This is a genomic window from Ruminococcus sp. Marseille-P6503 (assembly GCF_900604945.1).
Lineage (GTDB): Bacteria > Bacillota > Clostridia > Oscillospirales > Ruminococcaceae > FB2012.
Genome location: NZ_UWPB01000002.1, coordinates 403,621 through 427,548, shown reverse-complemented (window position 1 = coordinate 427,548; position 23,928 = coordinate 403,621). Strand labels below are relative to the sequence as shown.

Sequence of the window (23,928 nt, the reverse complement as noted above, 5' to 3'; positions counted from 1 at the left end):
CAGAAAAAACGCAGAAAGCTCCTTTTGGAACCTTCTGCGTTTGAACGTGTTTGATTTGATTCTGAATGATCAGATACCCGTGATACCTGAACGCTCGATACCTTCGATAAAGTACCTCTGGAGGAATATGTACATAACCAGCAAAGGCGTGATCGAAAGCACGCAGCCCGCTTCAAGCCAAACGATGATCTGTCTTACTGAAACCGACTGACCGTCGAACAGCTGCTGCTGCAGGTTGGAGTCGAGGTTTTTAAGCATAAGAGCTACCGTATCGTTCTTTGTAAAGAATGAGGACGATACATAGAAGTCGTTCCAGTACCAAACGATAGAGAACAGGAAAACTGTCAGGAATGAAGTTTTCGCGTTAGGAACCATTACCTTCAGATAGGTCTTGAGAGGTCCGCAGCCGTCAAGATAAGCGGCGTCCTCCAGCTCTTTAGGCAGTCCTCTGAAGAACTGACGGAAGATGAAGATAAACAGTCCGGCTCTCAGTCCGTTTGCAAACAAAGCGGGAAGATACATCGTCCATCCGGTATTGATAAGCGAAATGGTATTTCCGCCGTTTAAGAGCGGTATAAGTCCGAACAGATCAAAGTAAGCATACTGCAGATACAGCGGAATCGTTGTGATCTGAGGCGGAACTATGATCATAAGAACCACTATACCGAAAAGCAGTCCCTTTCCTTTAAACTTGAATCTTGCAAAGCCGTAGCCGGTGATCGAGCAGGTCAAAACCTGAAGCACCGAAGCAACAAGGTTCAGGAAAATCGTGTTCAAAAGCGTCGCGTCAAAATTCATAACGCCCCATACCTCTTCAACGTTGCTGAGCGTAAGGCTTTTGGGCAGCCATACAACCGACGGGTCGTTCATCTGCTCCGCAGGTCTGAACGCGGTTGAAAGCATGAATATCAAAGGATAAAGGATTACAAAGCATAAACCGAATAATATCAGAAATCTGAAGAACGGCCAAACCATTCCGACTATTCTTTTGTTTCGGTTATAACGAATCTGTTCGGGAGTAAAGTACTTGTCAAGTCCTTCCTCCTTCATTCTCTTGTGACGGGCCTTAGCCGCCGCTTTTCGTTCCTTTTCAAACTCTTTTTCTTCTTTTTTAGTTGCCACTGTAATCCCCCCTTTACTCTACTTCATAGTAAACGAACTTATTGATGATCGCAACAACGATTGCAAGCACAATACCTACGATAAGGAAGTATGCCCACGCCATAGCCGCCGAATAGCCGTGCTCCCAGCTGCTTGACTTGTTAAGTACGATAGTCATAACTTCGTTTGACGGATCAACGAACGAATCTACGATCGTGTATACCAGGCTGGCAAGGATCATAGGGCTGATATACGGAATCGTGATCTTCCAGAAATACTCCCAGGCGGTAGCTCCCTCCATCTGAGCCGCCTCCTTGGCGGAGAACGGAATTCCCTGAAGAGCCGACAGGAACAGCAGTATCTGAATACCCGAATTCCATACCAGATTGAAGATATCCGACGTCAGCGAATTTATCGTTTCCGTCAGCGTATCGCTTATATTATACACTCCCAGGAAGTTGAGCAGCTGGTCTACAAGATCGGCCTCGAACATTGTGCTGAACTGCTCTGAACCGCCGGCATAGCCGCCTGTGCTCATGTTACCGTTGATTATATCGATAACAGGACCGGTAGCAATGATAACCGGCAGGAAGAATACCGCTCTGGCAAAGGTTCTTCCTCTGAACTTCTGATTCAGAATTACTGCAATGAATATGGAGAATATCAGGATCAGAGGGGTTTTCAGCGCTGTATTCTGAAGCATCTCAACCAGAGCCTTTGAATAGTCCTGGTCCTTTCGGAACGCGTTCACATAGTTCTGAAAGCCTACGAACTTCATTTCCATTCCGCCCGAGCTTACCTTAGTCTCGTTGAACGAGTATATAAGCGACTCGATGAGCGGCAGAATGAAAAAGTAAATTGTTCCTAAGATCCAAATCGCAATGAAGCCGTAGCCGTAAAGCGCTTTTCTTCTTTCATAAGGAATTTTGCTTCCTTTGTGCTTAACAGGAGGAGCGGCCTCGGCAACAGCTTGCTCAGCCGAGCCTTCTTCTACGACGGTTTCAATTTCGGAAGCTTCCTCGGTTTCGCTGACTACAGCCTTGGTTTCGTCAGCTTCCTGAGTTTCCTGGATCTGAGCGCCGTTTTCCAGCTCGTCATTCGGCAAATTGTTTTCCAAATTACTCATTAGCCTTCTATACCTCCTTCTATAGCGTCTCCGAGGTCGTAAACCTGACCGTCCACCGAAGCGGTTCCGGCGGACATATCGACCTCAATAACAACGTTTGAACCGTCCTTGCTGTAGGTCGTGGTAATTACGTTTCCGTCGTCGCTTATTTCATAATTTGAAATGGTCATATCACTTACGCCCGAAAGGATCTGGCTTGCAAGATTGGACTGCTTAGCCGCCATATCAAGCCATCCCTCGTAATTGGAGTAATAAAGATCGTCATACTCGGTATCCTTAAGCTCCGCCGCGTCCTCATAAACCATATCGTAATGCATTCCCGAGCCTGCCGCAAGCGCCAGCATAAAGGTTTCTCCGGTATTGGAGCTTGCGTTTATAGGCTTGGTCGAATAAGGAACATAGCCGTGAATAACCATCTGATAGAACGGAATATCATAATCGGTAAGATTGAATCCGCTTGAGTAAACAGGAACGTTTGTTATCTGCGAAGCATAGGGAAGAACGTAAGCGTTAGCGCCGTCGCAGAGTATAGCGCCAACCGATTCAGACGCGCTCTTGTATCCGTTTACTATAGTGTTCATCGTATCGTTTCTGCTGGAGCTGTTCTTGCTGGAGAAGTCGCTTACCAGCTTGGTAGAATAATCGCCGAAGCCGATTTTGTCAAGTTCCTTGTCCTGATAGCTTTCCACCATCTGCTCAAATACCTTAACATAGGAATTCGGAGCAAGCAGCGCGGGAGCGACTCCGCTTTCGGGAACTCCGAACGCGGGACTGTAGGTGCTCTGTCTGGAATAAGCGTTTGAAACTCTGATAGCAGTGTTTGTAAACGTCATATATCCCCAACTTCCCGAATCCATCTGGATATTGTTCATCGACGGGAATACGTCAACGTTTTCGCTTGCTATGAAGCTGTTGAAATCACTTGTTCCTCCCAGTGTGCCTGAGGGCTTAACCTTAGTTGAAATATTATTCTTGATGGAAGCGTTTGTCCAGTCGTTATAGTTTACGACAATATCTGAAACACCGTTTTCCTTGAACTTATCAACGATCTGCTGCGCCTGGCTGAAGCCTGTTATCTCGGTCTTGAGCATAAACGGGATACCTACGATAGAGGTCTGCTTCAGAACTCCTCCGAAGAAATCTATGTAAAGGTCGCTGGAATCAGCTTCCGTTCTCTGTGCAAGACCTTTATTGTTGATAAGATAATTTCTGTAAACCTCAGCGCAGTCAGCGTAGTTTACTCCCTCGTCATTGTCGATCGGGTAATACCTGATACCGAAGCGTTCGGTTTTTATACCGCCCTTTTCAAACACTGTAATTTTGTTTGAGCTGTCTCCGCTCATGAAGAAAGCGTCCTGGCTTCTGGTTTCAAATTCAAAATAGCAGTTGTTGTAAGACTGCTTATTCTGTCCGCTTACCTGCGCCTTAGCGTAAACGTTGGCGTCTCCGTCAGATACTACGGCTACAAGTCCGCTGGTTCCGGAAACGGTCGCGATAACCGGCATATACGCCTGTTCTGTAACTCTCGGCGCGTTGAGAGGAACCGTCGTATAATCTCTTCCGTAAATCTGCTGGGAATAATCCGCGTAGTTTACCTTGCCGTTATTGTATTCAATAACCGCTCCGCTTCCGTCGGGTACGATCATGTAGCCCTCGGTAGCCTCGCCGGTTTCATCTTTAGCTGAAACCGCTCCGAAATACGGACAAAGCTGAAGCTTTGTAAGCACCTTTCCGTCGAGCGAGCTTGTATTTTCCTCCTCGATCTCGCTTGTGTCCGCGTATACATAAAGGTTATCTTCGCACAGCTCGTAATGCACCGTGAACTTAACGCCTTCCGAACCGTACTTATATGTTACGGCGACGCCGTTGGTTTCAGTCCTCCAGGTCTTCGTAGCTCTTGTGGAATATACCGGAGCCGGAGACTCGGTTCTCTTTTCCTGTCTGAGATCGCCCACCTTGATAGCAACGCTTGAAGCGATGGAATTTCTCTGAGCGTTCTTCATCGTTGAGCCCTTAGTTTCGTCTATGATCGTATCGTCAGACATTACGTTGATCGGAGACGTCCACCAGTATTTGCCCGAAGCCTTGACGTAAAGGCCGATCCTCTCGTTTTCCTCGTCGGCGTACATTACAAAGCTGTCGTTTGAAGCTACCTCCTGACAGGTTTCAAGAGCTGCCGCTTCCTCGTCGGTGATAGGGTCTGGAAGCTCGTCTTCGTCCTCCTCGCTGTCCGACTCTTCATCATCTGAAGCGTCCTCTGCGTCTGTCTCCTGATCTGTTTGAGCGGTATCCGCCGTTATTGCTGAGCCGTCGGCATTGTCCTCGGCAGAAGAAGCGGCCATGGATCCCAGAGGCATCAGCATTGTAAGAACTAACGCAAACACAATCGCTTTTTTATAATTTTTGTTATGCATTTAATTTACACCACCGTTTCTTATTTAGCCTCTGATTCTGTATGCAATTTCGGTATAAACTGAATATCCGAATACATATACCTGCTGGAACAACGAAAGCAGAAGGATTGCAAGGAACAATATCAGCAGCATTGCCACAACAGTGAAGAACATAGACAACAACGTTTTTCCGAACGTATACTGATGAACGGCTCTCATCGCCTGTATCATAAGCACGACGGACCAGCCTATGCCGAGCCAATTGATGGCGGTCAGCCAGATCGACTCTTCCTGTACGAGAACGTTTGACATAATAACGCCGATAAAACCGCACACTATAAAAGGAACCAGCGCATATGCCGAGTAAATGCAGATTTTCTTAAGCGTTCCTTCTCCGTCAAACAGCGTACACAGCGCCCAGTTACCGATGACCCATGTAAAGAAGTAGACTACCGACTGAACGATAAGAGGCACTACGTTAAATACCTTGACGTATGCGTTGTTGAACTGGAAGCCCGTGAGCTGTCTGTCGACAACCATATACACGAACAGCAGAAGCACTATAATCATAGCTACCTTCAATGAGCCCTGCTTTTTCCAGCGGAGATCCTCAAATCCCTCTACAGGATGGAAAATAACGTGCTTCAGCCAGCCCAATGTTGAAAATTCATACATACTTATTTTCCCTCCTTTGACTTTTTCTTAATAATGTAAATACCCTTTTTATGAATGATCTTCAGTACGATAAGCCAGATTATAACCGCAAGGATAATCACTATAATAAGCGTAAAATTATTTCTGAGGAAATCCTCTCTGGTATACTTGAACGCCTTGTCATAATCATCCTGGTCGTAGGCAGTCTTGAAATATTCCAGCGCCTTTGAATATTCTCCGTCGTTAAGAGCGGCTTTTCCAAGACCTATATAAGCCATAGTATAGTTGCCGTCTCTCTTTCTGACCTCTTCCCAGTCGGCCTTCGCCTCTGAATAACGTCCCTCGTCATAGTATTCAAACGCTGAATGAACATATTTTCCGAACATTGTCTCGGTAAATACCGTAATGTCGTTCTTGGCTCCGTCCAGCACATAAATATTGTTGCCCAACGCTTCAACCGCGTTCGGGTTGCTGAAGCTTCCCCTCTGATCCGAGGTGGAGTTTTTCGTACCGAAAATGCATATGAGATTGCAGTTGCGGTCGTACTGGAACACACGTCCGGTCTCATAGTCAAGCACATTGATAAGACCGTTGTTTCCTATAACGATATCGGTAAGCCTTGTTGAGTGGGTGGTATTTGTAGTCGCGTCCCACATAGCCTCGGTTATATCTCCGAAGTTATATTCGTTTCCGACCTCGTTGTCCCAGATGTTATAGCCTGCGGGATTGAGCTTTTTAACCGCGTCAGTATTGGTTGAGACCTCCGTTACGGTGTAAATGAATCCGTCGGCGTCAATATCAAAGTTAGCGTACTCTACCGGAACGTTTCTGGTCATTCCGGCGATCTGCTCGTTTGAAGCTATCGTTCTCCAGAGCTTCTGAGCGATAACCGCGGCGGTTACCTCTACTCTGTTAGCTCCGTAGAAGCCGGTAAAGCTTCCGTCTCTTGCGAACTGAACCGAACCGGTGTTTACCGATTTTACAACAACGTAGACATTTTCCGCGTTGTCTACCAGAACCTTAGTGGGATTGAATGTCTTTGACGTATACAAAGCCTCCTCCGGCTTGGTATATTCATAAATAAGCTCACACTCGGTCTCCGAAACGACCTTGGCTTTGACAACTCTCGAATTGTCGTAATCCGCGACGTACATTGTAAGATCTCCGGTAAACGGACTGGTCGTTACGTAAATTCCGTACGGATTCATAAAATTTGAAAGCCCGGTGTTTTCGTCAATGTTTATTTCAGTGTCGCCCGTAACGCCGTAATAGCGTCCGATAATCTCAAGGTCCTCGTTAAGTCTGAGAATTCTGTTGTTCTTGGAATCCGCGATCCAGAATTCCTTTCTCTCCTCGTCCATGAAAAGATCCTTGGCGTCGCTGATCGAGGTCGGTTCTGTTTCGCTTACGAACAGCGGATCCTCAGGGTCGTTAAGTCTTGAAAGCCCCATCTCCGCTCCCGTAACCGTTCTTTCTACTCTATAACCGCTCTGAGAGGGTATCGGATCCTCCCAGGTATCGTAGCTATAGGAATCATAAGGCTCATCTGCGAAGGCTGTGACCGACATGGTCAGCGCGGAAGCGGCAGCCATCGACAGCGTGAGTAATCTTTTCAAAGAATTTTTCATTCTTGACACTACCTATCACCTGTTTCCTTTCCGAATTTCAGTTGTTGAACCGATTAATCCTTAATACCCGAATGCGCCATGGTTTCCATAACGTTGCTCTGAGCAATAAGGAATACAACCAGCGGCGGAATAAGAAGCAGTACAGCGGACGCAAAGGTTACGCCCTGTCTTGCAGGTCCTGCCATGGTTATCTGCTGAACAATCGTCGGCAGCGTCTTAAGCTCCTCTGAATAAATCATTGAGCCGCCCTGAAGATTCCATGCGCCCTGGAAGGCAAATATGATAAGCGTCATAATTGCCGGCTTTGAGTTGGGAACAACTATCTGCCAGCAGATTCTGAATAATCCCGCGCCGTCCACCTTAGCGGCTTCAATCATGGAGTCGTGAATCGTAGACATACTTTGTCTCATTAAGAACAAACCTATAGGCGTTGAAATATATGGCAGTATCATGGCCCAGTATGTATCGATCATATGAAGTTTTGACATTACCAAAAATTGCATAATCCAAGTAGCATTAGAGGAGAACAGTAACGCTACTACTATAATCTGATTGATAGCCTTCGCACCGGGGAATCTGCACTTGGAAAGCACAAATCCAGCGCAGCAGCATACAAACAGGTTGCAGACGCATATAACCACCGTTATAAACACACTGTTGAAGATATACCTTGAAAGCGGAACCCACATACTTGCCGCGACCTTGAACATATCGGAAAAGTTTCTGGTAGTAGGATTCAGAACATAAAGCTTAGGTGGGAATACGAACAGCTCTTCTACAGGCTTGAGAGACTGTACCAGTGAATAATAGAGTGGGAAAATCATAAACAGGCCCAACAAGGTCAGGAATATGAAAATCGCAATATCTCCTCCGAGGGAGCCGTTTACCCGCTTCTTTTTGTCCTTTACCTTAAGCTTATCAATAGGTACCTGCTTTTTCTTTCTTCTTGCCATTTCGTAAACTCACCTCCTTAATCAAGATACTTGCCCAGCAGCCAGTTTACGCCCTTGTTTGCCAGCAGCATCGCGGCGAACAGAACAAAACATATAGCCGAGGCGTAACCCATTTCGTAACGTATGGATCCGTAGTCTGTAGCGTGGTTCATTATCGTATGAGCGGCGTAGTCGGTTGAAGGCAGACCTACGAGGTTTTGTCCTACAACACCTACCGTAAACGAGGATGAAATCTGCATTACAGCTGCAAACAGCAGCTGAGGTCCCATTGACGGGATCGTAATCGTGAAAAGCTCCTGCCATCTGTTCTTGATACCCTCTATAGCTCCCGCTTCGTACATTGACTTGTCGATATTCTGGAAGCCGGCGCGGATAGCAAGGAAGCCCGCGCCCATCGATATCCACAGCTGAACGATGATAACTACAGCAAGAATGTAGTTTGTATCGGTCAGAAACTGCTTAGGCGAGTTAAACAGACCTATGTCCATCATAACCGCGTTGAGATAACCGTAGGAGTCGCCCGAAAGGATAAGCTGCCAGGTAACATAAACGGATGTAGTCATTGAAGGCGCGTAGAATACGAAAGTAAACAGCGTTTTCAGAAAAGGATGCATCTCATTGATCAGCCACGCGATAAAGAAGCTGAGTATGTATGAGAACGGTCCTGTGAATATCGCGAATATAAGAGTGTTTCTTACAGCGATCAGAAATACATCGTCGTTCAAAAACAGCGTATAGAAATTTGAAAGTCCTACAAACTTCGGCGTCTGGATCATGTTGAAGTTTGTGAAGCCCATAGGAAGCGACATCACAACGGGTATCACGGTAAATATCAAAAACAGGATCATGAAGGGCAGAAGCAGACCGTAGCAGCCCTTATTGACTTTCATCATATGCCAGGTATAGGCCCACTTTCCCTGCTTGTTTATAGGAGCGTCAGGATTGATATTTTTAGCCATTAATCACTCTCCCCTTTCTGCTAGTTATCAAGACCGAGGTCTTGACGCTTACGCGTGATTTCATCATTGATATCCTTATTATACCAGAACAGCGTATCGCGGGCGTTCTCATAGTCGTTTACAACCTCGCGGAACGCGTTCATAACGTTACGGGTTACTCCGTAGGAAGCGGGAATTACAGGGATCTCTACCTGAGCAAGCAGCTGATCCTTAAGCAGCTCTACCTCGGAGGAAGTCCATGAAAGCTCCTCAAGAGCCTCTACATTAGCGGTATCGAATCTACCCATCGTTCCGAGAACCGCCTCGATGTCGTTACCGTAGGAAACCTGAGTTTCCTTTGAAGTAAACCACTTGATGAATTCCCATGCCTCATCTCTCTTTTCCTGGTCAAGACGTGTAAAGATAACGGCTCCCGAGCCCTGAGAGTTAGCGGCGTGATTGATCGTTCCGTCCTCCTGAACCGTTCCGGGAACCGGCTGGAAGCCCCAGCAGCCCTTGATTTCAGGAGCAGCTACAGAAAGCTGATTATAGAAGGTATAATTCTGAATAACTACAGGCATATCGCCCTGTCTGAAGCGCGTAAATGCGTCGTACGTCTGCTGGAAGCTGTATGTAGTATAGAACTTAGTCCAGGCGTCAAACGCGTCAATAGCTTCCTGAGTGTCAAAATTGGTCTTTGTCTGCGCCTCGTCATAGAAGCTTACTCCCTGCTGAAGCAGCATCATCGCGAAAGTATTTCCCGCTTCAATAATAGGCGAAACGTAAGTGGTACCGCCTACGCTGGTGAGAACCGGAAGAATAAGTCCGATCTCCATATAGTTTCTCTGAAGCGTAGGAAGCGTTTCTATCAGACCGTCCCAGGTGTTGAGATCGGTCGCCGGATCGATTCCGTATTCAGAAAGAACGTCGGAACGGTAGAACAGCATCGGGAACGTCTGTGAAACAGGAAGTCCGTAGGTTCCTCCGTTGTACTCGTAAAGCACTGTCGCCTGAGGCGAGAATCTCTGCTTTACCTCTTCAAAATCGGAATACTGAGAAACGTCAACAAGCACTCCTCTTGCCGCAAGCTGAATAGGAAAGTCGCCTCCGAGGAAGAGAGCAAGATCCGGACCCTTGCCGGCGAAGGTGGCTTCTACTATACCGCCCTGAACCAGCTGCAGATTGATCTTTGTCTTGGCGGTTGGGTTGTATTCGTTGTTTACAAGATTCTGAACTACAAGCGCGTTATCACGTCCGAGTGTGATCCAGCAGGTCATCGATTCGCTGCCGTCCTCTACGGAAAGCGAGTTATAGTCCTCAAAGAAAGAGCCTATGAACGCTCTGAAGCCGAAGGACATTGCCGAGAAGAACGAAGAATCACAAGATGAAAATTCCTTGTCGGCAGTTGCGATCTCGATCATGTCAACCTCAAGCGGCTGCGCGCGGTACTGGCTTATCCACGACGAAACAGACGTTACGTTATCCTTTATCTGAGACATCATCTGAGGAATTCTGTCAGGCTTCTCAACGCACTTGTCAAGCACGATCGCAAGCTTATCAAGCGTAACCGCTTCAGTTCCGCCCTGACCGGAAAGAGCTTCGATTTTTTCCATCTGCTCCCTGAGCATACTGGAATAGGACTTAAAATCGTCAACGATTTCAGGGATCGAAGTGTCGATCATATAGTTGTTGTATTCATCTGGATCCGGACCGGTTATCTGACGGATCTGTCTGTAATAGCTGTTTACGTTATAAACGATTTCATCAAGATCGCCCATTATTTCGCCGATTTCGCCGGGGATCGCCTCAAGCGTAAGCTCATGAGTACCGGCTTCCAGATAGAAATACATTACCTCTCCGCCGTCTGTTGACGGAACGGTAAGCTGCCAGTCAGAGCTGTAATAGAACTTGATCTGCTCAGACTCGGCATTGGGAACCGCGCCGTCTATGTAAAGGCGCCGGTTGGAATACATTCCTCTCTGAGAATCCTGTCTTGCGCGGATACCTATTTTATAATATCCGTCCTTTTCAACATTGAATTTCCAGGTGATCGCCTGAGTGGACTGAGTCCAGCTTTCCTTGCCTATGGTATTGTATTTGGTCTTTGTAGGGCTGTTTCCCGTTGCCGACGAAGTAACGTATGAGTTTCTGTCGTTGGTTGGGAACAGGGTTCTGTCAGATTTATAATCCGCGTTTTCGCCTTCAAGCTTTATAACGTCTGCGCTTGTCGCGTTTATCTCCTCGCTGCTGGGAGCGGTATAAGGCTCCGCAGTCTTATGCTGATAAAGCTTAAGATATTTAAGCGCGAACTGAGCCTTTGTGGACTGAAGCGTCAGGGTATGCTTTCCGGCTTCAATGTAAAATTCAAGCGGATCGTTGAAAAGTCCGTCAATATCCTTGAGAGGAGAAGTCTGCCAGCATACTTCCTCGATCTGTCCGGGACGGATATCGTTGCCCTTCGCGTCCTGAAGTATTTCGGTTTCGTTTACCCATCTCTTTGAAAGCGTAATTCTCGACGCGGTCGTATACGGACAAACATCGTCGATGAGAAGCGCAAATTCAACCGAGGTCGTTCCTCCCGCAAGAGCCTCATAGCAGGCTTCGATATTGTATACTCCCGATTCCGAGACTTCAAATTCAAAAGTAACGCTGCCCTCCTGATTTGCCCACTGCATAACGTTGTCCTCGCCGTCTACAGAAGTGACGGAAATTTCAGCGTCGTCGCTTTTGCTTATAAAATCGGCTCCGTTGATAACGACCTCCTGATCGGGTCTGGCCGCGTCGGCATACTTCTTGACATAGTTGCTGTACGCGTTTTCACGGTTGCTGGCGTCAACCAGCTCGGCAGAAACCCCCTGAGTGCCTAGAGTGCCGTCGTCTGTAGCTTCTGCCGCCGGGCTGTCAGTCTGCTCAGCGTCTGCAAGCACGGTTATGCAGCTTGTCGCCGCAAGCGCTATTGCCAGTGCAGATGAAATAACACGCCTAAACATTGTGTTTTTCACTTATGAATCCACCTTTCCTAATTATTTGCAAATGTTTTTCTGAAGAAAACGTTCTATGATCCTACCATTATAATAGTATAGCCGCGTATCCCTCAAAAGTTTTATTAAAGTCCCGCCGGACCTGAAAGCAGCGTGCGCTGCCGTGAAAATAAATAATTCAAAAGATCTATCCGGACTTGAAAAGATAAATTCTCTTATCCTCCTCGTCAAGCTCGACCTTTACCTTATCTCCTCCCCTGATCTCAAGGGTTTCCATATAATCCTTGGGAAGCTGAAGCCTTCCCGATCTGTCGAGGACCACCAGCTCTTCATGAATATCGCCACCCTCGTCCTCAACTCTTACTATATCGCCAAGCTCGTTAAGCTCCTCCACATAGGAGCGCTTCCTTACAATTTCCGAGCTGGTTCTTCCGTCTCTTATCGCCACGACCCTGTCTATATGGCGCGCCAGCTTGACGTCGTGAGTTACGATCACCACCGTTATTTTCTCGGTTCTGTTAAGCTCCTTGAATATGTCAAGAATAACGTTAGAGGTCTTGGTATCCACCGAACCGGTAGGCTCGTCAGCCAGCAGAAGCCTCGGATTGTTGGCAAGAGCTATAGCTATAGCGACCCTCTGCTGCTCTCCGCCGGACATCTGATCCAGCCTTGAATTTTTTCTGTGGGAAAGCCCTACCTTTTCCAGCAGCTCCAGCGCCCGTTCTCTCCTGCGCCTCTGGCTTTTGAGCAGCATCGGCAGCTCGACGTTCTGGACCGCCGTAAGATACGGCACAAGATTTCTGGCGTTGTTCTGCCATACGAAGCCTACGGTATTCCGCTTATACTCCATATAGTCCTTATCGGTGAATTTCAGCAGATTCCTGCCGTCTACAAACAGACTTCCCGCGGAAGGCTTGTCAAGCCCCCCCAGCATATTCAGCAGCGTTGATTTGCCGCTTCCGGAGTTTCCGACGATAGCCATAAGCTCTCCGCATTCCACGTCGAGATCAAGGCCCTGCAAAGCGACAACCTCGATCTCGTCCGTCTTGTAAATTTTCACCAAGTTTTCACACCTGATCATTTTTTTCTCATAATCCGGTGCTACAATATTCTCATCGGTATAAACTTCACTCAATAATCTCACCGTCCTCCAGCGTATAAACGCGGTCGGCAATATCTATCATACTCGGATCGTGAGTAGTCATGATTATTGTCATCTGATGATTGGCTACAAGCTCTTTGAAAAGCTTTACAACATGAAGCGCGGTAGCCGTGTCAAGCTCGGCGGTCGGCTCATCTGCAAAAACAATATCCGGATTGTGCGCTATCGCTCTGGCAATAGCCACCCTCTGCTGCTCCCCGCCGGACATTTCTCCGGGACGGTGAAACATTCTCTTGTCAAGACCGACGTTTTTCATAACCTCACGCACCCGCTTATCCCGCTGGTCGTAAGGGTATTTCGCCAGCCTGAGTCCGAATTCGACATTCTCATAGGCCGTCATTCCCGACATGAGCGCCACCGACTGAAATACAAACGACATTTTATACCGCCTTATTTCGTCCCTCTTCTTTTCAGAAAGCCTTGTTATATCGCTGCCGCCGAACATAACCTTTCCCTTTGTAGGCTTGTCAAGCGCGCCGAGAATATTGATAAGCGTAGTTTTTCCGCTTCCGGAGCGTCCCCTGAGGATAGTAAGCCTGCCTTTTTCTATTTCAATGTTTATGTTTTTCAGCGCCGAAACAATACTGCCGTCGCCGATTTTAAAATCGCGGCAGAGCCCCTCTGTCGAAAGAATAACCTCCATAAGCGCAAACCTTTCCGAATGAAGAAATATTTTCATGCAAAATGACTATAAGTTTTTTGCCTTGATTTAACGTTTTGCCTAAAAACCCGACAAATCTTTGTGCAATATAAACATATAGTGGTTTGCACAAAAATCGACACTATATATAGTGAAATTGTTCAAAAACCTAACAATTTTGCACAGTTTTAAGGCTGTTTTTTTATCAGATATGTCAAAAAGAGCTCATTTAGCTAATCTTAATTATATCAATTTTAAGGTAGTTTGTCAAGTTCACTTAAACGTTTAAGAGTCATGTTTTTTGTGCAACTTTTACATTTGTTTATTATGTCTAATATCATCTCTTGTTTTTTGTGCATATTGTGTTTCAGAACGCAAAATCGCCTGCGCTTTAATCCGGTTTTAAGCATGAGTACATATAATTTATAAAAACTTTAAAAAAGCGGACGGCGCAGCTGCGCAAAAATCTGCTTTTCAGCCTAATTAATTTCTGCTTTTACAAATTTATGCCAAGCGAAGTTTGCTTTATTTATCCGCTCATCGGTATTTCAATCAGATTTATATATTCCGGTTTTTACATAGGTCATGTAAAATAAAAAATATGTATATACAAACGGCTTGCAGCTAACAGCTTTTGACAGAATTCTCTGTCGGGAGCTGTTATTATTTTATTCAGAAGACAAGCTATGCGAAAGGAATGACTTTATGGACGTTAAAATTTTTTCCGAAAGAGAGAAAAGAAAGCTTACCGCAGTCATATACGGCGACATCGACCATCATACCGCCAAATTCATAAGAGGTGAAATAGACGCCGCTATCAGGGAGCAGAATCCTCGGACTCTTATACTGGATTTCAGATACGTCACCTTTATGGACAGCTCGGGAATAGGTCTTGTCATGGGACGGTATAAAATAATGAACGAGCTGGGCGGAGAGGTGCTTACCGCGAACCCCGCGCCCTATATCAGAAAGGTAATGCTGCTTGCCGGTCTGCACAGACTGAGCAGGATAATATCGTCCGATACGCCGGAGGAAAAAACCAGCGGCGGCGCTGAAACGGAGCCTTCGGCTTCAGGCGGACAGGAAAAGCAGCTGACGGCTGAAAACAAATAAACTGAGAGAGGAATGTTAAATTTGAATCAAAAAGCAGTAAACGAAATGAAGCTCAGCTTTCCGAGCTATTCAGAAAACGAGCGTTTTTCAAGAATAGCGGTCTCCGGCTTTCTTACGCAGCTTGACCCGCAGATAGACGAGCTGTCGGAAATAAAGACCGCCGTTTCCGAAGGGGTCACAAACTGTATTGTCCATGCCTACCGGGACGCCGTCGGAGAGATTTTCCTTCAGGTGAGAATCTTCGATAAGGGCAGAGTTTACATAAAAATACGTGACAAGGGCTGCGGTATCGACGATATACAAAAAGCAATGGAACCGCTGTTCACCACCGCCCCCGAGGAGGAGCGCGCCGGTCTGGGCTTTGCCGTAATGGAAAGCTTTATGGACAAAATCAAGGTGCGGAGCCAGAAGGGTAAGGGGACTACCGTTGTCATGGAAAAAACTCTAAAAACCCGAAAGGCGTTCCGATGATAACAAAAACCCAACAGTCCGGCAGGCTTGCAGAGGAAAATCTGGGGCTTGTCCACCTGTGCGCGAACCGTTTCCGAGGAAAGGGCATAGAATACGACGATCTTTACGGAGCCGGCTGCATAGGACTTATCAAAGCGTCAAAGGCGTTTGACCCGCAGCGGGGAGTAAAATTCTCCACCTATGCCGTTCCAGTTATCCTCGGCGAGATCAAACGGCTTTTCCGCGACGGAGGAACAATAAAGGTAAGCCGAAGCGTAAAAGAGCTTTCGCTGAAGATCTCCCGCCTGCGCGAAAAATTTCTTGCCGGCGAGGGCAGAGAGCCTACGGTAGACGAGCTTTGCTCACTTTCCGGAGAGTCCTGCGACGCCGTTATCGAAGCGCTCAACGTGGCTCTCCCTCCCGTAAGTCTTACGGAGTCCGGAGAGGATTCGGAGCACGGGCAGATAGACATACCTACCCCTCCTCCCGATACGGCTATAACCGACGCTATTTCCCTGCGTCAGGTAATTGGAGGTCTTGAACCCAAGGACAGGCAGCTTATCTTTCTCAGATACTTCAGAAATAAGACCCAGACCGAAACGGCAAAGCTGCTTAACATGACTCAGGTACAGGTTTCGCGGCGGGAAAAAAAGCTGCTTGCCTCAATGCGCAGCCAGCTAGAATAGCCGCCGTAAGCGAAGCAGGAGCGGTCAGTATGCCGTTTCACTTTATTTTCAGTTTATAAGCTCCCTTTAATATGTTCATGCTCCGCCGCGGTAAAATGAAAAAAGCCGCCCAAAAAGACAGCTTTTTTCAGAAAGTAAGGAAAGTAAAATGAATTGAAAAGAAAAATTCTATAGATAAACTCTTTTCTCATAAAAAATATTTAAAGCAAGCGCCGGCGGTTTTCCTTGCTCCGACAGACGCTCTTACTCCGTCATACCCTCTTTGATTCTGATATATTCTTTCATTAGCAGCACCGCGCCTTCCGTTCCGGTTTTGGAGGAGTTTATGCACAAATCGTAATTCTTTGCTTCTCCCCATTTCATGTCGGAGTAGTAGTTGTAGTAATTGGCGCGCCTTTTGTCCGTTTTGCGGATAAAGTCCTCGACCTTGTTTTTCTCGATATCATACCGTTCAAGAATACGCTTTTTCTTCTGCGCCATATTTCCGGTAATAAAAAAATTTATTACGTTGGAGGTTCCCTTCAGGACGTAGTCGGCGCATCTTCCGACTATAACGCAGGGTCCCTGATCGGCAAGCTTTTTGATGGTTTCAAACTGCGCCAGAAATATTTTGTGATTCAGCGGCATTTCCGGATTAAGTCTGCCGTCCGCCGTAACCGGATAATTCCCCATTACAAGCGAATAGAGAAAGCTGTTGGTGTAGCTCTCATCGTGCTTTACAAACAGTTCCTTGCAGATCCCGCTTTCCTTCGACGCCATCTCCAGAAGCTCCTTGTCATAAAATCCTATTCCCAAGTCGTCCGCAAGCTTCTGACCTATTTCCCGTCCGCCGCTGCCGAATTCGCGGCTGATCGTAATAATTGATTTCATAACAAAGTCTCCTTTCAGAATAAAATACCGCGGCTTTTGCCGTATGCTTATTATAACACACTTTTTGTTCTTTGTATACAAAAAACTTGAAAAAAACTGCACAAATTTGTGATTGATTACTTGTACATATTTCATATATTTATATTTTATAATAATTTTGCTGAAACAAGCTTTCCATGCAAAAGGAAAAACGGCGGAGCATAAGTCTCCGCCGTTTCCTTTAAAAAAATATATACGCTGTGCATTTATTCGCTTTCAGTCTCTTCCGCCTGCTCGTCGAGGTCAAGATTTACCAGCGGGTTGGCTGATGAAGCCACCTTGGGCAGAACGCCGTCCCATTTATCTATAGTTTCATATCTTATAAGCATATCGCTGACCGATTCCGCGAGCACCTTGTTTGCCTCTGCCTGTGCGTCCGCTCTGGTCTTTATCGCCTCCGCGTCGGCGTCCGCTGCAATTGTTTTCTGCTTAGCCTCCGCCTCGGCAATTACAATCTGCTGCTCCTGCTCGGTTTTGGTTTTGATAAGGTTCTGCTCGGCTACCTGCTTGGCTTCAATAGCGTTGTTGAATTCCTCGGAAAAATCAAAATTCACAATGTTGAATTTCTCTATCTGGATTCCGTAATCCGAAACCTTTGATTCGAGCTGCTCCTTTATTTCGTCGCCTACTTGATTTCTCTCAGTAATCAGCTGTTCGGCGGTATATTTAGCGCTTACGGATTTCATAGACTCCTGAACCGCCGGCATAAGGATAACAGACTGATAGTCCGCTCCGATGTTCTTATAAATGGAAGCCGACGAATCGTTTCTGACTCTGAAGTTGACGGCAATTCTTGAATTTACCGTCTGAAGGTCCTTTGAAACGGCGCTGGCGTCCGTTTCGTATACCTGTATCTTATTGGAAACCACCACCAGCTCCTGAGCAAACGGTACCTTTACATGAAAGCCCTCCGAATATGTATTCTCAGATACCTTTCCGAAGGTTACTATTACTCCCGTCGAACCTGCCGGTACTATAGCGACCGCCGAGATCAAAAGAATGATCAATATAACCGCGCACACTATTATTCCGATTATCTTTCCTGTTTTCTTTCCGTGACCTATATCCACTATCTTTGAATTGTTCATACCGATTCCTCCTGAATCTCTTAAAAAATAAATTTACCTTCCGCTTAAGTTACGGCGCCGTCCGACTTATTTTTTCCGCCGCCGCTCTGAATGTCAAGCCCTTCAAACTCCCGTTCCGCCTGACGTCTGTAATACGAAGCCCTGTAGCCGAGAATAAGTATAAGCAGCGCTTCGTTCAGTCTTTTTCTCTGTTCTCCCGAATACTCCGCGGAAAGATTTCTGTCTATCTCCTCCGCTATTTCATTCCGGCTGTGAAGATTCTTTCTCGACATAACGGACAGCAGCCTGCACATAAGGTTATAAAGCTCCGTATCGTAAAGAATGTCGTCGGACATATCGTCGACCTTGCCGTTTATATATGTCATAAGACCGGCGATGTCCTCCAGCTTCATCGTCCCCCGGAGAATATTGATAAGCAGTATCCTTACTATCTGTCTTTCCGCGTACTTTTTCTCCACAGCCGGCATTACCCAGCCCCGCTTTATCCAGTTCTGGATAGTCGAGCCTTCCAGACCCGTCAGAGCGGAAAGCTGAGAAAGGGTCAGTCCTCCGGTTGCGGAAAGTATCGGCTCGATAAGCGAAAACGCGTTTTCCTCCGCCTTCAGGTCAAATTCCATCTCTGTTCCCGGCAATTTGTCCAGCATATTTTTCACCATCCCTTTCTTTAGCTGTCTGATCTCTCCGTTTTGCTGTTCCCTTCAGTTCGACTGCCGTACAAGGCTGTACAGCCGCTTTTTCTATGTCAGCTTGTATCTTCCGCCGGCCTGCACAGCCGCCGGCAGTTCTCCCCGCGGATCCCTACGGCGCCGTTAATTTCCGTCTCACCCCGCGCCGTTCGGATCTTTTATTTTTTCGTAATTCACATTCTTTTAGTTCCTGTCCTCGTGTCTTACGATACTATGATTGTATCATAAGTTCATATGAACCGCAAACTTAATCCTGAGACCATTTAAATTAAAACAACAGAAAAAATCAATATATCTCACTGATACTCGTTTAATCGCATATTATCTCTGGTTTTCTTTGTTTTTTACAGCTCAGATATTTTGGCTGATCAAAACAGTCTGCCGCGTTTTTAAAAATTTCATGTTTAAAATTTCGCATGACGCGAATAATAAAAAGGCATAGCATAATCAAGAAAGGAGGAATGCTCTCGTACGGGAGCATTGCAATCTATATGCCAGAAAACATTTCGTCGCTCAGCGACCTTATCAGAAAGGACTCCTCCAGCCGTGAATTTTTCAATTCTCTTTCTCCCGAGCTGCAAAGCAGCCTGCTGGAGCGCGATATTGAAACCTTTGAAGAGCTTGCCCTCTGCGCCGGACGCTATAGAAAAAATTCTCCCGACAGCAGGACCGTTCCGTTTGAAGCCTATAATCCCTCCTGTTCGGCAAACGACTGCACAGGTCTTATTCCCTCCGGCTCAGATCAGTCGACAGAAAGCTTCGATTCCTACAAAGAGCTTTATCCCTTTTCAAATCCTTCCTACCCCGTTCAAAACGAGATACGGACGGACAAAAATACTCCGGACTAAAAAAAGGACAGATCACTGCGATCTGTCCTTTTAATATTATATAGAGCCTTTGCGCCGTCAGCCCGCTTTCATAAAAATTATAAAGCGTATCAATCGTCGTTTATTGAAAGCAGCTTTTCCGCCTGCACGGAATCAAGCTGTTCGATCTCCCTCAGCTTTCGGTTGATTCCTCTGGTCCTTACGCCCACAAGCTTGTCAAGATCGTCGTCCAGCTGACGTATACGGTTTCTGGCGGAGGAAAGAACCTCCTCGAACTTGCCGAATTCCGTCTTGACCGCGCCCAGAACCTGCCATACCTCGCTGCTGCGCTTTTGTATCTGCAAGGTCTTAAATCCCATCTGCAAAGAATTAAGCATCGCCGCCATCGTCGAGGGCCCTGCTATATTAATGCTGTAATCCCTTTGCAGCGCCTCTACAAGCCCGTGGTTCACCACCTCTGCATACAGCCCCTCAAAGGGCAGGAACATAATAGCAAAATTGGTCGTATACGGCGGACAGATATATTTATCGTGAATATCCTTGGCGCATTTTTTAATGATACCCTCAAGATTTTTATACGCCGCCTTGACCGCGTCCGCGCTGCCGCTTTCATAGGCTTCCTGAAGCGCGGCGTAGGTGTCCCCCGGAAATTTGCTGTCTATAGGAAGATAAATATGCTCTCCTCCGTCCGAGGCGGGAAGTCTGACCGCGAACTCGACGCGCTCCCTGCTGCCGGGAACTGTCGCGACCTCTGTTTCATACTGCTCGGGAGTAAGTATCTCCTGCAATATCGCCCCCAGCTGGATCTCTCCCAAAATACCCCTTGTCTTTACGTTTGAAAGCACCTTTTTCAGATCTCCCACTCCGGAAGCAAGGCTCTGCATCTCGCCCAGTCCCTTGTATACCTGCTCCAGCCTTTCGCTTACAAGCTTAAAGGATTCGTTCATTTTCTTTTCCAGGGATTCCTGAAGCTTTTCGTCCACCGTACCTCTTATTTTATCCAGCTGCTTGGCGTTGTCCTCCTGGATAGAAGCAAGCTGTCTTGACATCGTGGCTCTCATATCCTCAAGCTTCTGCTGATTGGTAGTTTCGAGGGTCTTGAGCCTTTCCTCAAACTGTTTGAGCTGTGCCTGAACGGAATTATTCATTTCCTGCTGCTTTTCAACTATATGCCTGTCCATTTCCGCCAGACGTCTGTCCTGACCCTCGGCAAAGCTTTTCTGATTCTCAGAAAGCATTCCGCTCATGGTTCCTATGGAATTTGAAACGCCCGCCGAAAGCTCCTGCCTGAGGCGGCTCTGCTGCTGAGTCAGCTCCGACTGCATCTTTTCAAGCCTTGAAGCCGTTTCCTCCTCGGTCTTACCGCCGTTCTGCTTTAAAATAAGAATAACCAGCATAACGGCGCACAAAATAAGTATTATCAAAATCGCAGTATCCATTTTACGTCCCCCTTTTATAAGGGCTGTTCCTCCGTTTCATAGCGTATTTCTTACATACAGACACCTTGCGGCGTCCTTTTCAAGTATATCACAAAACCGCTTTTTTGACAACACAAAATATCCGCGTCAGCCTTTTCTGCCGCTTTTGTCCTCGTCAATTCCGATCAGACCCAGAAATTCGCATATGCTCTTTACAGCTATTACCGCCAGCGAAACCAGAGCTATGACCTCCAGCATATCTATCACCCTCCTGTATAATTTCCTCTATAATGAATTATACAGCAAGAGGTGTACGTTTGTCCGTACAGTTTAAAAAATTTCCGGATTTATAGTACAAAATTATGTACTCTTGTTTGACTCGGAGCAAAGCCCGACGTAAGCTTGCTTAACATCTGACGCGACGAGGCAGCCTCACCGCGGAAGCTTTAGTACCTCGGGGATTCAGCGGGAGATATAATATTCCGCTTCAACACCCTACAGAAAATCCTGCTTTTTCTCTTGCTCTCTGGGATAAGGTTCCTTGACGTTAGTAAGACCCAACAGATAGTCTACGCTGGTTCCGTAAAAGCGGGCAAGCTTTATAAGCAGCTCGGCTGTAAGCGATATGATGCCGTTTTCATACTGCGAGTATGTGTTCTGAGAAACGTTAAGATATTCTGCCAGCTCCCTCTGCTTCAGATCTCTATCCTGCCGCAGATCCTTAATATGCTCATACATTTACATCACCCACAAATATTATGGCATATCCGTGGTAAAGATATTGACTTTTATCTGTAATTCAGATAAAATAAAAACTAGGACAATACCGTACAGCTGTAACGAGGTATTGTCCCAGGTATGTTTTATAACCGGCGCCGCCGGAAGCTTTCTCCGTTATTCTATCTCCTGCTGAAGCTTGTCAAAGCCCTCAGTGCTGAAAAATTCGCCCAGCGTTATATCAAAGCCGTCGCAGATAGTTTTTATTGTAACTATTGAAATGTTTCGTCTGTCGTTATCCATGATAGAATAAACCGTAGACGGAGTAAGCCCCGACCGGTTTGCAAGCTCGTTAAGGGTTATACCTCTTTCGCCGCATAAATCCAATATCCTCTTTACTACCATGTTTTTCACCTTCATTATCAACACCTCTATGGATATTGTAACAAAGTTTTCCACTTTTATTATACGCAGTTGCGTATATTGAATATTTATGATATAATAAAAATTATCCCTGAAATCCTGACAGGTAACTGCAAAAACTGCATTTAGCCTGAGTCCCGTAGATTTTCAGAGAATTACCGACGCATATTCTATAAATACCGGCAGTCCTTTTTTAACGGACCTGCCGCTGAAAGGAGCTAATTGCAAGTTCAATGTATTCACAGATAAACAAAGCCTGCACCATAGCCGGAGGTTTGCACAGCGCAATTACAAAAGAGGATGAAAACAATTACAAGCTGATCCTGTTTGATAAAATTCTCGCCTGCTATAAAAGAGGTATCAAAACCTTTTATACCAACTGCGAAATGGGGATACCTATATTTTCCGCCGAAGTCCTCACCTCGCTGAAGGAAAACTTTCTCATAGCCCTTAAAATCGTCATACCCTATGAGGAGCAGGCGGTCAACTGGCCTGAAAAATGGCGTGAGCGTTACTTCAATATTCAGGAAAAGGCGGACTCCGTCTATCAGATCGACTTTCATTTCAGCGAAGACTCCTATGAAAAGGCGGACAGATACATGATCGACAGAAGCACCGATCTGATCTGCGCGGAAAACAGCCGCGATTCGTTTATTTCAGCCTACGCCAAGAAAAACGGCTGCCAGGTAGAATTTTTCTGACAGCCTTTTTATCCGATCTTTTTTATGCTTCCTCAAGAAGCGTTATTCTTTTATTATAAATTCCCTTAAAACCTGTTCAAGCGTATTCATCTGACGGTCGGTGCCTATAGTTATCCGCAGATAATTGTCGATTCTCGGCTTATCAAAGTAGCGTATGTATATATTCCTTGATCTTGCATATTCAAAAATATCTCTGGCGCTGAATTCAGGATGAGTGCAGAACACAAAATTCGTACTGCTTGGAAGAACCTTAAAGCCCATGCCGCGCAGCGATTCGGCGAAGCTGTCCCTTGTCCGTATTATCTGCCGCCTTGTCTTTTCAAAATACTCACGGTCTTTAAGAGCGGCGGCGGCGGCGGCGGAAGCTATGCTGTCTACAGGATATGAGTTGTAGGAATCCTTGACCGCGTCTAAATAAGCAATTAGCTCCGGAGCCGCAAACGCCGCGGCAATTCTCATTCCTGCCAGCGATCTTGATTTTGAAAAGGTCTGGGTAACCACCAGATTATCGTACTTCTTTATAAGCTCAACCGACGACTGTCCGCCGAAATCAATATAAGCCTCGTCTATAATAACTATACAGTCCCTGTTATGCTCCAGAATATCCGTTATTCTGTCCCTGCCCAGCTCCACCGACGTGGGAGCGTTGGGGTTGGGAATAACCACGCCTCCGTTAGGAGCATAATAATCCTCCGTATTTATTTCAAAAGCCTCGTTTACCGCAAAGGTTCTGTAGGGTATGTTCAGCAAACTGCACCATACGGGATAAAACGAATAGGTTATATCAGGAAATACGATAGGCTTGTCCGAATTGAAAAAAGCCCTGAACGCCGCGGCAAGAACGTCGTCCGAGCCGTTTCCGGCAAAAACATTTTCCTTTTTCAGACCGTAATATTCCGCCGCCGCCTCTCTCAGTACAGCCGCGTCCATGCTGGGATATTTTTTTAAGCCCTCCGCGTCAAACTCTCTTATTACCCTTTGGACCATAGGAGAGGGAGGATAGGGATTTTCATTCGCATTGAGCTTTAGTATGTCCTCTGAAGCCGGCTGCTCTCCGGCAACGTAAGGCTCTATATTTATAAGATTTTTTCTCCAAAGCCCTTCGCTCATTTATATCGTTCCTTCCGAATTTAATGTATTAAAGTGATAATAACAAAAATATTGTATCACACAAAACGGTGATTGTCAATAACAAAACGCGTCTAAAACACAATTTTTTACAGATTTTCTAATCGTACAGCGAATTAATTGCGCTTTTAACAGAAAATCGGCTGAAAAAAAGCCGCGTGTATGCTTCCTGCTTAAAACAGCAAAAGCATACACGCATTTTCTTT

General features: G+C 46.2%; 22 protein-coding genes. 5 read left to right on the top strand and 17 right to left on the bottom strand.

Annotation, left to right across the window (positions count from 1 at the left end; translation table 11 throughout):
- Nucleotides 1-69: 69 nt before the first annotated feature.
- From EIH25_RS08025 to EIH25_RS07980, 10 genes are all read right to left on the bottom strand, one after another.
- Nucleotides 70-1,122 (bottom strand): carbohydrate ABC transporter permease, encoded by a 1,053-nt coding sequence (locus tag EIH25_RS08025; protein WP_124100441.1) that lies wholly within the window; start codon nt 1,120-1,122, stop codon nt 70-72.
- Nucleotides 1,123-1,135: 13 nt separating this feature from the next.
- The gene (locus EIH25_RS08020) at nt 1,136-2,227 is read right to left on the bottom strand and encodes a sugar ABC transporter permease (protein WP_243113122.1); all 1,092 of its coding nucleotides are present in this window, start codon (nt 2,225-2,227) and stop codon (nt 1,136-1,138) included.
- A complete protein-coding gene (locus EIH25_RS08015; protein ID WP_124100439.1) occupies nt 2,227-4,641 on the bottom strand; it encodes a DUF5696 domain-containing protein in 2,415 nt (804 codons plus the stop codon). The genes EIH25_RS08020 and EIH25_RS08015 overlap by 1 nt, the downstream gene beginning before the upstream one ends.
- 24 nt (nt 4,642-4,665) lie before the next feature.
- Nucleotides 4,666-5,295, bottom strand: a complete 630-nt coding sequence (locus EIH25_RS08010) for a Yip1 family protein (protein ID WP_124100437.1) — start codon at nt 5,293-5,295, stop codon at nt 4,666-4,668.
- A gap of 2 nt (nt 5,296-5,297) precedes the next feature.
- Nucleotides 5,298-6,902 (bottom strand): hypothetical protein, encoded by a 1,605-nt coding sequence (locus tag EIH25_RS08005; protein WP_124100435.1) that lies wholly within the window; start codon nt 6,900-6,902, stop codon nt 5,298-5,300.
- A 53-nt stretch (nt 6,903-6,955) separates the two neighbouring features.
- Nucleotides 6,956-7,855, bottom strand: coding sequence for a carbohydrate ABC transporter permease (locus EIH25_RS08000; RefSeq protein WP_124100433.1), 900 nt, complete (start codon nt 7,853-7,855; stop codon nt 6,956-6,958).
- 17 nt (nt 7,856-7,872) lie between these two features.
- On the bottom strand, nt 7,873-8,814 hold the full coding sequence (locus EIH25_RS07995; protein WP_124100431.1) for a sugar ABC transporter permease: 942 nt from the start codon (nt 8,812-8,814) through the stop codon (nt 7,873-7,875).
- 20 nt (nt 8,815-8,834) lie between these two features.
- Nucleotides 8,835-11,795 carry an extracellular solute-binding protein gene (locus EIH25_RS07990; protein ID WP_243113121.1) on the bottom strand — a complete coding sequence of 987 codons (2,961 nt, stop codon included), beginning with the start codon at nt 11,793-11,795 and terminating at the stop codon, nt 8,835-8,837.
- Between the two features lie 166 nt (nt 11,796-11,961).
- Nucleotides 11,962-12,909 (bottom strand): ATP-binding cassette domain-containing protein, encoded by a 948-nt coding sequence (locus tag EIH25_RS07985; RefSeq protein WP_243113120.1) that lies wholly within the window; start codon nt 12,907-12,909, stop codon nt 11,962-11,964.
- Nucleotides 12,902-13,579: an ABC transporter ATP-binding protein gene (locus tag EIH25_RS07980; protein WP_124100429.1), complete on the bottom strand. Its 678-nt coding sequence runs from the start codon at nt 13,577-13,579 to the stop codon at nt 12,902-12,904. Before EIH25_RS07980 ends, EIH25_RS07985 begins: the two co-directional genes overlap by 8 nt.
- Before the next feature lie 702 nt (nt 13,580-14,281).
- On the opposite strand from EIH25_RS07980, the gene EIH25_RS07975 reads away from it, so the two are divergent.
- The 3 genes from EIH25_RS07975 to EIH25_RS07965 are packed head-to-tail and all read left to right on the top strand — an operon-like array spanning nt 14,282 to nt 15,825.
- On the top strand, nt 14,282-14,689 hold the full coding sequence (locus EIH25_RS07975; RefSeq protein ID WP_124100427.1) for an anti-sigma factor antagonist: 408 nt from the start codon (nt 14,282-14,284) through the stop codon (nt 14,687-14,689).
- A 12-nt stretch (nt 14,690-14,701) separates the two neighbouring features.
- Complete coding sequence (spoIIAB, locus tag EIH25_RS07970) at nt 14,702-15,160, top strand: anti-sigma F factor (protein WP_243113119.1); 459 nt, start codon at nt 14,702-14,704, stop codon at nt 15,158-15,160.
- Entirely contained in the window at nt 15,157-15,825 is a 669-nt protein-coding gene (locus EIH25_RS07965) for a sigma-70 family RNA polymerase sigma factor (protein ID WP_124100425.1), read from the top strand. The genes spoIIAB and EIH25_RS07965 overlap by 4 nt, the downstream gene beginning before the upstream one ends.
- Before the next feature lie 243 nt (nt 15,826-16,068).
- On the opposite strand, the gene EIH25_RS07960 is transcribed toward EIH25_RS07965, so the two are convergent.
- From EIH25_RS07960 to EIH25_RS07950, 3 genes are all read right to left on the bottom strand, one after another.
- Complete coding sequence (locus EIH25_RS07960) at nt 16,069-16,695, bottom strand: cytidylate kinase-like family protein (RefSeq protein WP_124100423.1); 627 nt, start codon at nt 16,693-16,695, stop codon at nt 16,069-16,071.
- A gap of 245 nt (nt 16,696-16,940) precedes the next feature.
- On the bottom strand, nt 16,941-17,822 hold the full coding sequence (locus EIH25_RS07955; protein ID WP_124100421.1) for a prohibitin family protein: 882 nt from the start codon (nt 17,820-17,822) through the stop codon (nt 16,941-16,943).
- 44 nt (nt 17,823-17,866) lie between these two features.
- Nucleotides 17,867-18,466: a DUF1836 domain-containing protein gene (locus EIH25_RS07950; protein ID WP_124100419.1), complete on the bottom strand. Its 600-nt coding sequence runs from the start codon at nt 18,464-18,466 to the stop codon at nt 17,867-17,869.
- 533 nt (nt 18,467-18,999) lie between these two features.
- On the opposite strand from EIH25_RS07950, the gene EIH25_RS07945 reads away from it, so the two are divergent.
- A complete protein-coding gene (locus tag EIH25_RS07945; protein WP_124100417.1) occupies nt 19,000-19,356 on the top strand; it encodes a hypothetical protein in 357 nt (118 codons plus the stop codon).
- Nucleotides 19,357-19,445: 89 nt separating this feature from the next.
- On the opposite strand, the gene rmuC is transcribed toward EIH25_RS07945, so the two are convergent.
- The 3 genes from rmuC to EIH25_RS07930 all read right to left on the bottom strand — a co-directional run bounded on the left by rmuC (nt 19,446) and on the right by EIH25_RS07930 (nt 21,890).
- Complete coding sequence (rmuC, locus tag EIH25_RS07940) at nt 19,446-20,774, bottom strand: DNA recombination protein RmuC (protein WP_124100415.1); 1,329 nt, start codon at nt 20,772-20,774, stop codon at nt 19,446-19,448.
- A gap of 474 nt (nt 20,775-21,248) precedes the next feature.
- The gene (locus EIH25_RS07935) at nt 21,249-21,491 is read right to left on the bottom strand and encodes a helix-turn-helix transcriptional regulator (protein ID WP_124100413.1); all 243 of its coding nucleotides are present in this window, start codon (nt 21,489-21,491) and stop codon (nt 21,249-21,251) included.
- Between the two features lie 156 nt (nt 21,492-21,647).
- A complete protein-coding gene (locus tag EIH25_RS07930) occupies nt 21,648-21,890 on the bottom strand; it encodes a helix-turn-helix transcriptional regulator (protein ID WP_124100411.1) in 243 nt (80 codons plus the stop codon).
- Nucleotides 21,891-22,126: 236 nt separating this feature from the next.
- Between EIH25_RS07930 and EIH25_RS07925 the strand changes: the two genes are divergently transcribed.
- Nucleotides 22,127-22,594: an SLOG family protein gene (locus tag EIH25_RS07925; protein WP_124100409.1), complete on the top strand. Its 468-nt coding sequence runs from the start codon at nt 22,127-22,129 to the stop codon at nt 22,592-22,594.
- A 42-nt stretch (nt 22,595-22,636) separates the two neighbouring features.
- On the opposite strand, the gene hisC is transcribed toward EIH25_RS07925, so the two are convergent.
- Nucleotides 22,637-23,704: a histidinol-phosphate transaminase gene (hisC, locus tag EIH25_RS07920; protein WP_124100407.1), complete on the bottom strand. Its 1,068-nt coding sequence runs from the start codon at nt 23,702-23,704 to the stop codon at nt 22,637-22,639.
- Nucleotides 23,705-23,928 lie beyond the last annotated feature (224 nt).